Consider the following 15,242-nt stretch of genomic DNA (forward strand, 5'->3'; position numbering starts at 1 on the left):
GCCGGCACGGACAACCGTGAGCGATTCGTTCCCCACGCTAGCGCACCGACCTGCGAGTGCGGCCAACGACGGGTCGGAAGCCGCGGCCGTTGTGCGCTCAGGCCGACACCAGCACCGGCGCGTCCGCCGAATCCCTTTCGCTGTCCTCGATTTCCCGGACCAGCGGCAGCACCCGGGCGCCGAAGTACTCGATCTCCTCCTGGAAGTGCAGGAACCCGCCGAGGATCAGATCGACCCCGCGTTTGCGGTATGCCGCAATGCGTTCCGCGATCTGCTCGGGCGTGCCGATCAGCCCGGTGCGGAAACCGTCGTTGTACTGCACGAGGTCCTCGAGGCTCGAGTCGGCCCACATGCCCTTCTTGTCGCCGGTCGAGTTCCCGGCCTGTTGCACGGCGCCGCGGAAGCCCTCGACCGCGGGGCGGTTGGCCTTGTCGAAGATCTCTCTCAGGACTTCCTTCGCCTCTTTTTCCGAGTCCCGGGCGATGATGAATCCGTTCAGCCCGAAGCGCACCTCGCGGTTCGCCTCACGGGCGTGATCGCGCATCTCGACGAGCTGCTCGGTGACGCCGTCGAAGTCCTTGCCGTTGGAGAAGTACCAGTCCGAGTGGCGGCCGCCGTTGCGGCGGGCGGCCGTGGAGTTGCCGCCCTGGAAGATCTCCGGATTGGGCCGCTCGGCGGTGTTGAGCGGTTTCGGCTTGAGGGTGAAGTCGTGAATCCGGTAGAAGTCGCCGCGGAAGTCCACGTCGTTCTCGGTCCAGATCTTGCGCAGGACCTGCAGGAACTCCGCGCTGCGCCGGTAGCGCTCGTCGTGTTCGAGCCACGGTTCGCCGAGGTGGGTGAACTCGTCCTTGAACCAGCCCGACACCACGTTGACCGCGAACCGGCCGTTGCTCAGGTGGTCGACGGTGGCGCCGAGTTTGGCGAGCACCGCGGGCTGCCACAGCCCCGGGTGCACGGCGGCGATCACCTTCAGCCGCTCGGTGGCCAGCAGCAGCGCGAGGCTGAAGCTGGTGGACTCGTGCTGGTACTCGGCGCCGTAGCTGGCCTCGTAGCGGACCTGGCTCAGCGCGTACTCGAAGCCGTTGTTCTCCGCGGTCTGCGCGAGCTTCTTGTTGTACTCGTAGTTCCAGTCGGTGCGCTGCTCGATGGTGCTCGTCACCAGGCCGCCGCTGACGTTGGGCACCCAGTAGGCGAACTTGACGTGGTCGGCGATCCGTTCTGTCGTCATGGTCAGCCATCCCAGCAGCGGGAGCGACGGCCGTCGCGGGTATCGCTCTGGCTGAAGTTATGTGGCCGGCCTCGTGTGCTCGACGATCGCCGTCGAGCAGCAACAGCGGCGTGCCGTGCCGTGCGGTCAGCGCCCGGTAGCGGGCGGCGGCCGGCGTCATGCGTAGTGCGCTACGCCTCTGCGCACGCGACGGCCTTGCCCTTGGGACTAGAACACGTTCTAATTCACGGCATGGACTACGGGCTCGTTCTCTTCACCAGCGACCGGGGCATCGCGCCCGCGACGGCCGCCAAGCTCGCCGATGACCACGGATTCCGCACGTTCTACGTGCCCGAGCACACGCACATCCCGATCAAGCGGGAGGCCGCGCATCCGACGACGGGCGACGAGTCGCTGCCCGACGACCGCTACATGCGGACGCTCGACCCGTGGGTGTCGCTGGGCACGGCGTGCGCGGTGACGTCGCGGGTGCGGTTGTCGACAGCGGTGGCGCTGCCGGTGGAACACGACCCGATCACCCTCGCCAAGTCGATCGCGACGCTCGATCACCTGTCCGGCGGACGGGTCTCGCTCGGCGTCGGATTCGGCTGGAACACCGACGAACTCGCCGATCACAACGTTCCGCCCGGCCGCCGGCGCACGATGCTGCGCGAGTATCTCGAGGCGATGCGGGCGTTGTGGACCGAGGAGGAAGCCGCCTACGACGGCGAATTCGTCAAGTTCGGGCCGTCGTGGGCGTGGCCGAAGCCGGTGCAGTCGCACATCCCGATTCTGGTGGGCGCCGCAGGCACCGAGAAGAACTTCAAGTGGATCGCCCGCAGCGCCGACGGCTGGATCACCACGCCGCGCGACTTCGACATCGACGAGCCGGTCAAGCTGTTGCAGGACACCTGGGCGGCGGCGGGTCGCGACGGCGCGCCGCAGATCGTCGCGCTGGACTTCAAGCCGGACCCCGACAAGCTGGCGCACTGGCGCGAGATCGGCGTCACCGAGGTGCTGTTCGGGCTGCCGGACAAGTCCGACGCCGAGGTCGCGGGATACGTCGAGCGGCTGGCCGGGAAGCTCGCGGCACTGGTGTAGCTCGCAGCCGAACGTGAGCTTGTGTTCGAAGATTCCGTCGAATCTCGCACACAAGCTCACGTTCGCGAGCGACGGGGGCCTAGGCCAGCGTCGCGACGTTCGTCGTGCCGTCGTTCGTCAGGACGATCGCCGCCCCCAGCGGGTCGCCTTCTGTCATCAGTGCCACCAGGTCCGCGTCGGTGGTGAGCGCCATGAACCGGCTGCCGTCGGCGTCCAGCCTGCCGATGATGACGCCCGTGGTGTCCGGCCAGTCGTAGCGCACGGAGTACGTCTCGATGGTGCCGCGGCCGTCGGCGTTGCGGGTGACCGCCAGCTTGGGTAGCGCGGCGATGTCGGCCTGCAACTCCCTGCTGCGATCCGGCGCCCAGTCGGCGGGCTCGGTGGAGTACACACCGACCGAGTACTTGCTCATCACACCGCCGTTCGCGCCGACCAGTCCGAAACTGCCCGGCTTGCCCCGCATCTCGGCGACAGTCTCGGCGATGCCGTGCAGCGAGTAACTGTTGCCGGGCCCGCCGAAGTAGGGCAGACCGCCGGTGAGCGTCAACCCCCGCGGATCGTCCGGCGCGAGCCCGAACGCGTCACAGACGGCGAACACCGGGAACGGGAAACAGCTGTAGAGGTCGAACGTCGCCACGTCGTCGATGCCGATGCCTGCAACCCGGAGCGCTTCCGCGACAGCCTGTTCCGCGGAGACGCTCACGCTGACGTCGGGGCGGTCCAGTAGGTCCTGCTCGGTCTGGTCGGCGTGCCCACGCAGGTACACCCACTTCTCCTGCGGCACTCCGAGCCGGCGTGCCGCGGCCACCGACATCACCAGCGCCGCCGCCCCCTGGTTCACGGTGTCGCGAGCGACCAGCAGCCGGGGATACGGGTCGCAGATCATCCGGTTCTCGTCGGTGACGGTGACGATCTCGTCGACCGACCGTTCCACCGGGGACGATGAGAACGGGTTCTTGGCAGCGACTTTCGAGAACGGCGAGAACAATTCGGCCATCTCGCGGCGGTACTCGGCGACGCCGAGCCCCAGCCGGGCGCGACGCGCGTTGTCGAGCAGCCCGTACTGCACGGGTGCGCCCGTCAGTCCGTGCCCCGCGGTGTATTCGCTCATGTACTGCTCGAAGCCGTAGCCACGGTCTTCGAGTTGTCCGCCGACGTATTCGGTGAAGTCCGGCTTGTCGTCCCGCCCAAAGTAGTACTTCGCCGTCGACCCAGGCTCGGAGCCGACGATCAACGCCACCTCGATGTCACCCGCGGCGATCGCCCCGGCGAACTCCGTCATCACCTTCTGCGGCCCGTTGCCGCCGATCGGCTCGAGCACCGCACGCGCGGGGTCGGCGCCGATGCGTTGGGCGACCGAGCGCAGATAGTTGTCCGAGGCGCCCAGCGGCGGGTCGGCGAACGGCGTGCAGATCTCGAATTGGCGCAGCCCGACGAACACCTCGATGGCCTCGGCCACGTCATCGGCTGAGGCGCCGGTGTCGGCCAGCGCCGCCCGCACCGCGGCGGTGGCGAGGTCGACCGCCGACAGTCCGCGGTAGTCCGGGTCGTCGATCCGTTCGGTGAACTGGCCGACGCCGACGATGACGGGCGTGCGGGGATCAACCGGCATTACGGACCTCCTGAGAAGCGTTACTTCGTCAGGCTAACCGAAAACTGGAACGTGTTCCAATCCGCCGCCTCCCAACGCGAGACTGCGGCCAGAGCGCGAAACCCGGAGGATTCGCGATCTGACCGCAGTCTCGGCGTGCTGTCTAGAGGCTTTCGAGCAGCTCGCGAGCCAGCGTGGCCGTCTCCGACGGCGTCTTGCCGACCTTCACGCCCGCGGCCTCCAGCGCCTCCTGCTTGGCGGCGGCGGTGCCCGACGAGCCCGACACGATGGCGCCGGCGTGGCCCATGGTCTTGCCCTCCGGCGCGGTGAAACCCGCGACGTAGCCGACGACCGGCTTCGAGACGTTCTCCTTGATGTAGTCGGCGGCCCGCTCCTCGGCGTCGCCGCCGATCTCGCCGATCATCACGATGACCTTCGTCTCGGGGTCCTTCTCGAACGCCTCGATGGCGTCGATGTGGGTGGTGCCGATGACGGGGTCGCCGCCGATGCCGATCGCGGTCGAGAAGCCGAGATCGCGCAGCTCGTACATCATCTGGTAGGTCAGCGTGCCGGACTTCGACACCAGGCCGATCGGGCCCTTGCCGGTGATGTTGTTCGGCGTGATGCCGACCAGCGACTCGCCGGGGGTGATGATGCCGGGACAGTTCGGCCCGATGATGCGGGTCTTCTCGCCCTTCTCGACGTTGTAGGCCCACGCATAGGCGCTGTCCTGCACCGGGATTCCCTCGGTGATCACGACGAGCAGCGGGATCTCGGCGTCGATGGCCTCGATGATCGCGTCCTTCGAGAACGAGGGCGGCACGAAGGCGATCGACACGTCGGCGCCGGTCTCCTTCATCGCCTCGGCGACACTGCCGAACACCGGCAGCTCGACCTCGTTGCCTTCTTTGTCTTCGTGCTTGACAGTGGTGCCCGCCTTGCGAGCGTTCACCCCGCCGACGATCTGCGTGCCGGCCTTGAGCATCAGCTTGGTGTGCTTGGTGCCTTCACCGCCGGTGATGCCCTGGACGATGACCTTGCTGTCCTTATTCAGGAAGATAGACATCCGTTGCTTTCCTTACTTGTTCGCCAGCTCGGCGGCCTTGTCGGCGCCCTCGTCCATGGTGTCGGCCTGGATCACCAGCGGGTGATTCGCGTCGGCCAGGATGCGCCGGCCCTCTTCGACGTTGTTGCCGTCCAGCCGGACGACCAGCGGCTTGTTGGCCTCGTCGCCGAGGATCTTCAGCGCGTTGACGATGCCGTTGGCCACCGCGTCACAGGCGGTGATGCCGCCGAACACGTTGACGAAGACGCTCTTGACCTGGCTGTCGTTCAGGATGACGTCGAGGCCGTTGGCCATCACCTCGGCCGAGGCGCCGCCGCCGATGTCGAGGAAGTTGGCGGGCTTCACGCCGCCGTGCTTCTCACCGGCGTAGGCGACGACGTCCAGCGTGGACATCACCAGGCCCGCGCCGTTGCCGATGATGCCGACGGCACCGTCGAGCTTGACGTAGTTGAGGTCGTTCTCCTTGGCCTTGAGCTCGAGGGGATCGGTGGCGTCCTTGTCCTCGAACTCTTCGTGGTCCTCGTGCCGGAAGTCGGCGTTGGCGTCGAGGGTGACCTTGCCGTCGAGGGCCAGGATCTGGTCGTCGGGCGTGCGCACCAGCGGGTTCACCTCGACCAGGGTGGCGTCCTCCTTGACGAACACCTCCCACAGCTTGGCGATGGTCACCGCGGCGGCGTCGAGCACCTCGGCGGGCAGGTGGCCCTGCTCGGCGATCGAGCGGGCGAAGGCCTCGTCGACACCCTTGGTCGCGTCGACGGGAACGCGAGCCAGCCGGTCGGGCTTGGTGGCGGCGACCTCTTCGATCTCCATGCCGCCCTCGACCGAGCACATCGCCAGGTAGGTGCGGTTGGAGCGGTCGAGCAGGAACGAGATGTAGTACTCCTCGGCGATATCGCTGGCCTCGGCGACGAGCAGCTTCTTCACCACGTGGCCCTTGATGTCCAGACCCAGGATGTTCTGCGCGTGGGTGAAGGCCTCGTCGGCGGTGGCTGCGTACTTCACGCCACCGGCCTTGCCGCGGCCGCCGACCTTGACCTGTGCCTTGACCATGACGGGCTTGCCGATTTCCTCGGCGATGGTCTTGGCGTCCTCGGCGGTATCCGTCACCCGTCCGGGCGTGGTGGGCACGTTGTGCTTGGCGAATAGCTCTTTCGCCTGGTATTCGAAGAGATCCATGGGCTCACTGTCTGTCTTGGGTTGACGTCGAGGGTTGCGCCTGACCGGCTCGGGGGAACCTTATCGACACTGCAGTGACGCGTCGGCACCGCCTACCTCTCATGTGGCAGATCTCACCGGCGACCCTCAGTGATACAGGTCACAAAACCTGCCGGAATAGTCCCACAGGTTGCCACCAACATTGGAATTTGGTTAACGTGCCTCTGGTCTTCGATAACGTTCAGGTCACGGATAGAAGGACTTAGTCAGGTTGGCGCAGCACCGTTCGTCCCCCACTCCGCAAGGAGCCTCGACGAACGCTCGGCAATGGCGGTCCAATCCGTACTTCGAGCATCAGACCGAGATCACCGACATCATCCCGTTCAACGAGTTCGGCGGTCTCGGCGACCTCGAGTTCCGCGACCACACCGCGTTCGACCGGGAATCGCAGGTCATCCACGCTCCTGAGCTCGACGATCTGCACGATTGCAACGAGACGCCGCTCCGGCTGGCCGTTCCTTCGGAGTTCCGTGCCGACGTGGCAACCGATTCCCGCACCGCCCACTCGCGGCGCGCCCGGCAGTCCACCCACGCCTACCGCGACAGCCACACCGACGTCAGCGACGGATCGGCCGCCACCGACATCATCGACATGGCGGGCAGGCGTGGCCTTCACCGCAAAGAATCGGCAGGCGCTGTCAAGAGCCGGCTGATGATCGCCGCCATGGCCGCCGGTGCGACCGCGGCGGGCGCCTACTCGATGAGCAACGCCACCGAGCCGGTCCCCGGCGACACCGTGCTGGCCGCCGGCGAGACGGCCGTCAACGGCGCCTCGGTCACCGGTTCGGTCGACGGCATGCAGATCGTCACGGTCGCCTCGAACGCCGAGGCGTCGGTGCACGCCGAGGAGATCACCAAAGCCGCCGCCTTCGCCCAGGAGCGCGCCGAGCGCGAGGCGCGTCAGATGCGCCCGCTGTTCGTGATGCCCACCCGCGGCGTGTGGACGTCGGGCTTCGGCTACCGGTGGGGCGTCCTGCACGGCGGCATCGACATCGCAGGGCCGATCGGCACGCCGATTCTGGCCGCCTCCGACGGCGTCGTGGTCGACGTCGGCCCGACCGCCGGATACGGCGCCTGGGTCAAGCTGCGCCACTCGGACGGCACCGTCACCCTCTACGGCCACCTCAACACGTGGAGCGTCTCGATGGGCGAGCGCGTGATGGCCGGCGACCAGATCGCCACCATGGGGAACCGCGGTAATTCGACGGGTCCCCACCTTCACTTCGAGGTGCTCCTCAACGGCTCGAACCGCATCGATCCGGTCGGCTGGCTGGCGAAGCGGGGAGTCAGCACCGGCAGCTATGTTGGCTGAGTGAGCGACGGAGTCTTCCCGAGCGGCCCTTCCTCAGATCAGACGCGCATCATCCGGCGTCAGCCCGACAGCGCGACCCCGTCGACACCTGTTCCCGTGCAGGACGAGTCGCAGACCGGCATCATCCGCCGCCACCCCACCGGCGAACTGCCCGCGATGCCCGAAGGCGAACCGCAGACCAGTTACATCGAACCGGCATCGCTGCAGGAGACCGGTTACATCCCGCGTCCCAGGCCGACGGCCATCCCGAAGCAGGCGGGCGACGCCGACCCGCGAACCGCCGTGGCCGCCGCGGTGGTCAGCATCGTCAGCGGCTGGGCCACCGCCGTCATCGCGACCGATCTGATCACCGGGTGGTGGCGCACCGACCGGCTGTTCTGCGTGGCCGTCGGGTTCCTCTCCGCGATCACCGCCGCGGCGATCATCGGCGGGCTTGTCCTGTTGCTGCTGCGCCGCCGGATGGGGCGGCTGCTGATCGTGGTCGGCTCGGTGATCAGCCTGCTCATCTTCGCCAGCCTGTTCGTCGCGGGTGCCAAGCTGCCGCCCGTCGTCTACGCCATCCCGGTGCTGCCGCTGGCCGGCATCGCGCTGACGATGCTGCCGTCGACGGCCAGGTGGAGCCGGTCCTCTCCTGCCGACCACTCTGCGCCCACGGCGTAGACCTGCGAGAGGCACGCGCCGTGCACGCAGAGTCGACGCCTAAATTGCCGCGCTGACCGGCACTTTCGCGCTGTTACGGTTGGCGGGTGAACCCGTGGCAACACCAGCAGCCTTACGTTGCCCCGCCGGGATACCCGCCGTTCGCTCACCCGGTTGACCCGCGGCCGAGCGGCGCGACCGCCATCACCGCCGGCATCCTCGGCTTCGTCAGCGGTGCCCTGCCGCTCATCGGCATACTGCTGACGGTCGCCGGTGTCGGCATCCTCGCGATACTGCTCGGGGGGTCGGAGGCCAAGGGCGAGGCGGTGGCCTTCATGAGCCTGCTGGCGCTCGGTGTGTTCATCCCGCTGGTCGGCTCGGTGGCGCTGATGATCGCGTCGGCGGTGCTGCTGATGCGGGTGGCGGCGGCGCGGTACGTGGTCGCGTCGGTGTGCGCGGCGATGGTGGCGTACCGCATCGTCGAGCTGGTGACCGGACCGTCGGCGCCGCGGATCGACACGTCCGACGCCACGTGGTCGGTGCTGCACGTCGTGACGGCCGTGCTGGCGCTGCTGCCGTCGACCGGGCGCTGGTGTGCCGCGCGCAGACGGCGCTGACTAGAGCTTGCTCACCGGCGCGTGGTTGTGCATCAGCTTCACCCGGCCGGCGCTGCCGAAGTCGATCAGCGACATCGCCGACTCCCCGACGCCCGAGACCTCCTCGACGCGGCCCAGCCCGTACTTGTCGTGGGTGACCCGGTCGCCGGGCTCCAGAACGAGCGGAGGGCGCTTGGCCGCCGACGAGCGCGCAGGCGCCGGACGCGGGGTGCCGAACCGGCCGGCACCGCTGACGGGAGCCGAGTACGACGGCGTCGGGTCGGTACGCCGCCAGTCGATGAGCTCCTGCGGGATCTCGCGCAGGAACCGCGACTCCGGGTTGAGCATCGGCTGACCCCAGGACGACCGCACCTTGGCCCGGCTGACGTACAGCCGTTGGCGTGCGCGGGTGATGCCGACGTAGGCCAGCCGCCGTTCCTCGGACAGCTCCGTCGGATCGCCGAGCGCCCGCATGTGCGGGAACATGCCGTCCTCCCAGCCGGTGACGAACACGACCGGGAACTCGAGACCCTTCGCGGTGTGCAGCGTCATCATGGTCACCACGCCTGCGCCGTGCTCGGGCAGTTCGTCGGCGTCGGCCACCAGTGACACCCGCTCCAGGAACTTCGCGAGGACACCGGTGTCGGGGATATCCTCGTCGACCGGCTCGTCGTCGGCCAGCGCCTCCGCGTTCGCCAGGTCGATGCTGAATTCGTGTGCGACGCTAACGAGTTCGTTGAGGTTGTCGAGGCGGGCGAGGTCCTGCGGATCGCTGGAAGCCTCCAGTTCGGCACGGTAGCCAGTGCGGTCGAGCACCGCTTCGACCACGTCGCCGAGCTCGTCGTCGAGGCGTCCGCGCAGTTCGTCGAGCATCGTGACGAAGCCGGAGATGCACTTCTCCGCCCTGGTGTTGAGCATCGGCACCCGGCCCTCCGCGGCGGCCTGCAGGGCGTCGTTGAAGCTCGAGCCGGTGTTCTCGGCGTAGACGGCGACGCACGCCTCGGCCCGGTCGCCGATGCCCCGGCGCGGGGTGTTCAGGATGCGCCGCATGCTCACCGAGTCCCCGGGATTGTCGAGCACCCGCAGGTAGGCGACGATGTCGCGGATCTCCCTGCGCTCGTAGAACCGGACGCCGCCGACCACCTTGTAGGGAATGCCGGCGCGGATGAACACCTCTTCGAGCGCGCGGGAGGAGTTGTTGGTGCGGTAGAACACCGCGACATCGTTGTAGGTGATGTCGCCGCGGTCGGCAAGGGCGTCGATCTCCTGCGCGACGAAGCGGGCCTCGTCGTGCTCGTTGTCGGCGACGTAGCCGACGATCAGTTCGCCGGCGCCCTCGTCGGTCCAGAGCCGTTTCTCCCGCCGGCCGGTGTTCCGGGCGATTACGGAGTTCGCGGCGTTGAGGATGTTCTGCGTCGAGCGGTAATTCTGTTCCAGCAGAATGGTCGTCGCGTTCGGGTAGTCGCGCTCGAAGTCCTCGATGTTGCGGATGGTGGCGCCGCGGAAGGCGTAGATCGACTGGTCGGCGTCGCCCACCACGCACAGCTCGGCCGGCGGCACGCCTGTAGTTTCGTCGTCCGGGCCGGCCCGGCCGACCAGCTCGCGCACCAGGACGTACTGGGCGTGGTTTGTGTCCTGGTACTCGTCGACGAGGATGTGCCGGAACCGTCGCCGGTAGTACTGGGCGATCTGCGGGAAGCGTTGCAGCACAGCGACCGTCTCGCCGATCAGGTCGTCGAAGTCCAGGGCGTTGGCGCCGCGCAGCCGGCGCTGGTACTCGGCGTAGACCTCGGAGATGATGCGCGGCAGGTCCTCGTCGGCGTTGGAGGCGTCGTAGGCCGCCTGCTCCGGGTCGATGAGCTCGTTCTTCAGATTGGAGATGCCGTTGGCCAGCAACCGCGGCGAGTACCGCTTGGTGTCCAGCCCCATGTCCTTGCCGATCATCAGCAGCAGCCGCCGCGAGTCGTCGGAGTCGTAGATCGAGAAGTTGGAGTTCAGCCCGGGCAGCAGCGACGCCTGGTTGCGCAGGATCCGCACACAGGTGGAGTGGAACGTCGACACCCACATCGCGCGGGCCCGCGGGCCCACCAGCGCGACCACGCGTTCGCGCATCTCGGCGGCGGCCTTGTTCGTGAACGTGATCGCCAGCACCTGACCCACACCGACCTCGCGGGCGGCCAGCAGATAGGCGATCCGGCGGGTGAGCACCGCCGTCTTCCCCGACCCGGCGCCGGCGACGATCAGCAGCGGCGAACCTTCGTGCAGCACCGCCTGGCGCTGCTGCGGATTGAGCCCGTCGAGCAACTGGTCGGTTTCCGAGGTGTGGGAGGTGTGGTGAGGGGCAACAGTCATACTGCTCCAAACCTACCGCCGCACGGTGACACCTTTGCGCCGATGTGGCAGTTGGTGGCACACTGATTCGCGTGCTCAGCAAGCGGCGATTTTTCTACGGGTACCGGCCAGCGGTGCCCGTGGTCTAGCTGCTTCTACACAGAGCCCCGCGGTCCGCTTCCGGATCCGGGGCTCGTTTGCTGTGTGAGACCTGGTTCCGGATGACACCATCAAACACACACAACGAGGAGTCACCGATGTCAGTCGAATCCGAAACCACGCACGACATCGACGCGCTGCGTCTGGAGATCGACGAGCTCGACGCCACGATCCTGCAGGCCGTCGCGCGCCGCACCGAGGTGTCCAAGCTCATCGGCAAGGCCCGGATGGCCTCCGGTGGCACCCGCCTGGTTCACAGTCGCGAGATGAAAGTGCTCGAGCGCTACAGCCGGCTGGGCCCGGAGGGCAAGGACCTCGCCATGCTGCTGTTACGGATGGGCCGCGGCCGCCTCGGCCACTGATTGCGACGTTCCGCCGGAACGGTGGCGCTCAGCTAAGGGTCACGGGCCGCGCAGGGCGTCGGTGAGCCACGGCGTCAACCACTCGACCGCTTCTGGCGTGGGATGCACGCCGTCGCTGCGCAACCGGATGCCGTCGACGCGGGTCGTGTAGTAGCCGCGCGGGGACAGCTTCTTGTTGAAGTCCAACACCGACACCTTCGGGCGGTCGCCCACCACCTCGCGCAGCAGGTCGTTCCACTCGTCGGCGCGGTCGGGGTCGTCCTCCGGATAGAGGCTGCCGTCGGCCTGCTCGGCGCGCCGGTTGTAGGGCGCCGTCGTCACCAGCACCTCCGCCCCGGTCGAGCCGAGGATGTCGAGCGCCCGCTGCAGCTCGCCGCGTAGGTAGGCGTCGTAACCCGACTCGCCGACGTGGGTCCAGTCCCCCTCGTTGACCCGGTCGACGACCTCCCACCGACCGACCATCAGCAGCACCACGTCGGGGCGGTCGTGGTTGATCCGCTGCGCCCACCGGGCCGGCCAGGTGTCGCACTCGGGCTTCTGGTTGAGCGTCTCGCCGGTCATCCGGTACGGGCCGCCGCGGGCGATGCCGCAGCCGATGGTCGTGTAGTTGATGAAGCGCAGTCCCGGCGTCGACGGCAGGTAGCGCATCAACGTCCAGGCGACCGAGTCCCCGAACACCGCGACGGTGCGCGTTCCCGGCGGGTGCTGCGTGTCGTTCGTGCCGACGGCGACCGGGATCTCCGGCAGCACCGCCGCCGCCGACGCCACCTCGAGCGGAGGTCCCGTGTCGTCGGCGGGGTGGATGCCGACGGGGACGACGGAGACGGTCACCACCGCAGCCGTCGCCACTGTCGCCACCGCGAGCGGCAGCATCGGCACCGACGACGGCCGCCAGCGCCGGACCGGCTGCTCGATCAGCCACCATGACAGCGCGGCCACCAGCAGCGTCGCCGCGCACCGGGCCGCGAACAGCGGCCACCCCGACCACCCGGTGCGTTCGCCGTTGAGCACCATGAACACCGGCCAGTGCCAGAGGTAGACGCCGTAGGAGAGCGCGCCCAGCCACACCAGCGGCGGCAAGGCCAGCATGCGCGCCACAGGTCCGCGCTGGTCGAGCGCGACGGTCGCGACCACCAGCAGCGCGGCGGCCGCTACGGCGGTGAACAGCCCGGCCCGGTACTCGGCGGGGCTGCCGGTGGCGTAGTGGGCGAGCACCGCGACACCCGCCAGTCCCACCATTGAGAGCACCCGCGCCAGCAGACGTCCCCACCGTGAGCGGATCGGCGTGCCCATCGTGACGGTCGACCAGTCGCGCACCAGCAGGGCCGCGGCAGCCGCTCCGAGCAGCAGCGCCTGCACCCGGGTGTCGGTGCCGAAGTACACCCGGTTGGCCGTGGCGTCCGACGTCAGCAAGACCGCCGCGGCGGCCGATGCCGCGGCGCCTGCGGTCGCGAGCCCGAACACCGTCCAGCGCACCGTCCGCAGGCTCGGCACCCGCCGCCGCACGCCGAGCACCCCGATGACGAGGAGAAGCAGCACCGGCCAGACGAGGTAGAACTGCTCCTCGACCCCGAGGGACCACATGTGCTGGAGCGGCGACGGCGGACTGCCCTGCGCGAAGTAATCGGTGCGCTGGGCGACGAACGCCCAGTTGGCGGCCCAGAAGAACGTCGCGACGGCGTCGTCGCGCAGGGCGGTCACCGCGTCGGGTGGGAACAGGTCGCGCACCAGGAGCACGGCGGCCACCACCACCAGCAGCGCGGGCAGCAGGCGGCGGGCCCGGCGGATCCAGAAGTCGCGCAGCCCGATGCGGCCGGTGCGGCCGAGCTCGTCGAGCAGCAGCGAGGTGATCAGGAATCCGCTGAGGACGAAGAACACGTCGACACCGAGAAAGCCGCCGGGCACCCCCGGCAGTCCTCCGTGCTGGGCCAGCACCAGCGCCACCGCGACCGCGCGCAGACCGTCGAGGGCGGGGATGTCACGACCCTTGGCCGGGCTGCGACGCGGAGGTTCGGCTGCGGGGGCGACCCATCGGCGTCGACCGCCGACGCGGACCGGCGCCGCAGTCATGCCATGCCCTCCCATGTCGAGCCCCGAGCATGGAAGTCTATGGGCCGCCGCGGCTCCGATCGTGAAGGCGCGGCGGCGCGTTCGCGACCGACTTGGCTACAACGATTTACTTCGTCACAGCGCGATGTCCGCCCGCGCTAACGCGTTAGCGCAATGTACTTCGTGTCGAGGTACTCCTCGATGCCCTCGGTGCCGCCCTCGCGGCCGAAGCCGGATTCCTTGATGCCGCCGAACGGGGCCGCGGCGTCGGAGATCACTCCGCGGTTGACGCCGACCATGCCCGATTCGATGCCCTCGGCGACGCGCAGCGCCCGGTCCAGCGAGCGGGTGTAGATGTAGGCGGCCAGTCCGTATTCGGTGTCGTTGGCGGCGGCGATGCCCTCCTCCTCGGTGTCGAAGCCGGTGATGGGGGCGACCGGGCCGAACACCTCCTCCTTGAGGATCCGCGCGTCGGCGGGCACGTCGGCCAGCACCGTAGCCGGATAGAAATTACCGGGGCCGCCGGGGGCGACGCCGCCGACGGCGACCGTCGCGCCGCGCGACACCGCGTCGGAGACCAGTTCGGTGACCTTCGACAGCTGCTTGGAGTTGATCAGCGGGCCGAGCGTCGCCGACTCGTCGAGGCCCTTGCCGAGGGTGAACTCGCTCATCCGCTTGACCAGCTTCTCGGTGAACTCCTCGCGCACCGAGTTGGCGACGTGGAAGCGGTTGGCGGCCGTGCACGCCTCGCCGCCGTTGCGCATCTTGGCCAGGATCGCGCCGTCGACCGCGGCGTCGATGTCGGCGTCGTCGAACACCACGAACGGTGCGTTGCCGCCGAGTTCCATCGACGTGCGCAGCAGCTTGTCGGCCGACTGCTTCACCAGCGACTTGCCGACGCCCGTCGACCCGGTGAACGTCAGCTTGCGCAGCCGGCCGTCGTCGATCAGTGCTTCGGTGACCGGGCCGGGGCTGCTCGTCGGCAGCACCGACAGCACGCCCTTGGGCAGTCCGGCCTCGTCCATCAGCTTGGCCAGGTAGAGCATCGTCAGCGGCGTCTCCTGCGCCGGCTTGACGATCATCGTGCAGCCGGCGGCGAACGCCGGGCCCATCTTGCGGGTGCCCATCGCCAGCGGGAAGTTCCACGGGGTGATCGCGTAACACGGCCCGACGGCCTGCTTGGTGACGATGATGCGACCGGTGCCTGCCGGGCTCGGGGTGTAGCGGCCGGCGATCCGCACCGCCTCCTCGGCGAACCACCGGAAGAACTCGCCGCCGTAGGTCACCTCGCCCTTGCTCTCGGCGAACACCTTGCCCATCTCGAGCGTCATCAGCGCGGCGATGTCGTCGGCCTGCTCGGTGATCGCCTCGAACACCGACCGCAGGATCTCGCCGCGTTTGCGCGGCGCGGTTGCGGCCCACTCGGCCTGAACCGCGCACGCGGCGTCCAGGGCGGCGACGGCGTCCTCGGCTCCCGCGTCGGACACCGTGGCGATCACCTTGTCGTCGCTGGGATGCAGCACGTTGAACGTCGACGACGTCGTGCGCTCCTCACCGCCGATCCACAGCCCGGTGGGTACTGACTTCAGCAGCGCGGTGGTGTCCATACATCCA

Annotated in this window: 12 protein-coding genes; 5 read left to right on the forward strand and 7 right to left on the reverse strand. The window is 68.5% G+C overall.

Annotated elements, in window-relative coordinates; translation table 11 throughout:
• Positions 1-97: 97 nt before the first annotated feature.
• Positions 98-1,228, reverse strand: coding sequence for a dimethylsulfone monooxygenase SfnG (sfnG, locus tag O6P37_RS02715; RefSeq protein WP_269892607.1), 1,131 nt, complete (start codon positions 1,226-1,228; stop codon positions 98-100).
• Positions 1,229-1,459: 231 nt separating this feature from the next.
• On the opposite strand from sfnG, the gene O6P37_RS02720 reads away from it, so the two are divergent.
• The gene (locus O6P37_RS02720) at positions 1,460-2,308 is read left to right on the forward strand and encodes an LLM class F420-dependent oxidoreductase (protein ID WP_269892608.1); all 849 of its coding nucleotides are present in this window, start codon (positions 1,460-1,462) and stop codon (positions 2,306-2,308) included.
• A gap of 79 nt (positions 2,309-2,387) precedes the next feature.
• Here O6P37_RS02720 and O6P37_RS02725 read toward each other — a convergent pair whose 3' ends face one another.
• The 3 genes from O6P37_RS02725 to sucC form a co-directional block, all read right to left on the reverse strand.
• On the reverse strand, positions 2,388-3,920 hold the full coding sequence (locus O6P37_RS02725; protein ID WP_269892609.1) for an acetyl-CoA acetyltransferase: 1,533 nt from the start codon (positions 3,918-3,920) through the stop codon (positions 2,388-2,390).
• Positions 3,921-4,062: 142 nt separating this feature from the next.
• On the reverse strand, positions 4,063-4,965 hold the full coding sequence (sucD, locus tag O6P37_RS02730; RefSeq protein ID WP_269892610.1) for a succinate--CoA ligase subunit alpha: 903 nt from the start codon (positions 4,963-4,965) through the stop codon (positions 4,063-4,065).
• A gap of 12 nt (positions 4,966-4,977) precedes the next feature.
• Positions 4,978-6,141, reverse strand: a complete 1,164-nt coding sequence (gene sucC, locus O6P37_RS02735; RefSeq protein WP_269892611.1) for an ADP-forming succinate--CoA ligase subunit beta — start codon at positions 6,139-6,141, stop codon at positions 4,978-4,980.
• A gap of 250 nt (positions 6,142-6,391) precedes the next feature.
• Here sucC and O6P37_RS02740 point away from each other — a divergent pair, with 250 nt between their 5' ends.
• From O6P37_RS02740 to O6P37_RS02750, 3 genes are all read left to right on the forward strand, one after another.
• Entirely contained in the window at positions 6,392-7,492 is a 1,101-nt protein-coding gene (locus tag O6P37_RS02740) for a M23 family metallopeptidase (RefSeq protein WP_264012674.1), read from the forward strand.
• Positions 7,493-8,152: a hypothetical protein gene (locus O6P37_RS02745; RefSeq protein WP_408633092.1), complete on the forward strand. Its 660-nt coding sequence runs from the start codon at positions 7,493-7,495 to the stop codon at positions 8,150-8,152.
• A gap of 86 nt (positions 8,153-8,238) precedes the next feature.
• A complete protein-coding gene (locus O6P37_RS02750) occupies positions 8,239-8,748 on the forward strand; it encodes a hypothetical protein (RefSeq protein WP_269892612.1) in 510 nt (169 codons plus the stop codon).
• Here the strand turns inward: O6P37_RS02750 and pcrA are convergent, their stop codons facing one another.
• Positions 8,749-11,079: a DNA helicase PcrA gene (gene pcrA, locus O6P37_RS02755; RefSeq protein ID WP_269892613.1), complete on the reverse strand. Its 2,331-nt coding sequence runs from the start codon at positions 11,077-11,079 to the stop codon at positions 8,749-8,751.
• Between the two features lie 200 nt (positions 11,080-11,279).
• Here pcrA and O6P37_RS02760 point away from each other — a divergent pair, with 200 nt between their 5' ends.
• Positions 11,280-11,579 carry a chorismate mutase gene (locus tag O6P37_RS02760; protein WP_264012671.1) on the forward strand — a complete coding sequence of 100 codons (300 nt, stop codon included), beginning with the start codon at positions 11,280-11,282 and terminating at the stop codon, positions 11,577-11,579.
• Between the two features lie 39 nt (positions 11,580-11,618).
• On the opposite strand, the gene O6P37_RS02765 is transcribed toward O6P37_RS02760, so the two are convergent.
• Positions 11,619-13,649 (reverse strand): acyltransferase family protein, encoded by a 2,031-nt coding sequence (locus O6P37_RS02765; RefSeq protein ID WP_269892614.1) that lies wholly within the window; start codon positions 13,647-13,649, stop codon positions 11,619-11,621.
• Between the two features lie 137 nt (positions 13,650-13,786).
• Positions 13,787-15,235 carry an NAD-dependent succinate-semialdehyde dehydrogenase gene (locus O6P37_RS02770; RefSeq protein WP_269892615.1) on the reverse strand — a complete coding sequence of 483 codons (1,449 nt, stop codon included), beginning with the start codon at positions 15,233-15,235 and terminating at the stop codon, positions 13,787-13,789.
• Positions 15,236-15,242 lie beyond the last annotated feature (7 nt).

This window comes from Mycobacterium hippophais (assembly GCF_027529605.1).
In the GTDB taxonomy this organism is placed as follows: Bacteria; Actinomycetota; Actinomycetes; order Mycobacteriales; family Mycobacteriaceae; genus Mycobacterium; species Mycobacterium arseniciresistens.